Genomic DNA, 535 nt, shown 5'->3' on the forward strand with positions numbered 1-535 from the left:
CGGTGGCGGCGGGGTGGCCGGCGGCACCGTCCGCGGTGCAGTCCTCGTGCAGCCAGAGCGTCAGCATGTACAGGCCGGGCACCGACAGCAGGCGGGGCTGGTAAGGCTGCGGCATCGTCTCCGCCTGGCGCAGGGCGCGCTCGGTGGAGGTGATGTACGGGCCCTCGAAGAAGTGGGAGAAGGTCCAGCCGTCGGGAGTCAGCACGGTCTCCGCCGCGGCCACGGCGCGGTCGCCGCAGCGGATCAGGAAGCGCCACCCGGCCAGCCGGGTCGCGGACACGCCCTCGGCCGTCACATGGTCGAGGACGTGCACGGGCAGGGGAAGCTCGGGTGTGGCGGGCCCCTGGGTGCCGAGCAGGGAGGGCGTTCGGGCTTCGCGGACCGCGGTGGGAGAGGAGAGCGCGGTGAGGACGGAACGGAGTGCGGGCGCGGGAGCCGGAGGGACATGCAGCGGCATGGTGGGTCGCCTCTCATTCAAAGGCACGGTGGCGCGAGGGCGGGGGCGGACGGCGCTGTCAGCTCACGAGGGTCAGAG

At 73.5% G+C, this 535-nt stretch carries 1 protein-coding gene; it reads right to left on the reverse strand.

Features of this window, described 5'->3' with window-relative positions:
* The coding region (locus C1J00_RS44060; RefSeq protein WP_180989942.1) for a hypothetical protein at nt 1–457 on the reverse strand (457 nt) is incomplete at its 3' end.
* Nucleotides 458–535: the final 78 nt, after the last annotated feature.

Source organism: Streptomyces cahuitamycinicus, assembly GCF_002891435.1.
Lineage (GTDB): Bacteria > Actinomycetota > Actinomycetes > Streptomycetales > Streptomycetaceae > Streptomyces > Streptomyces cahuitamycinicus.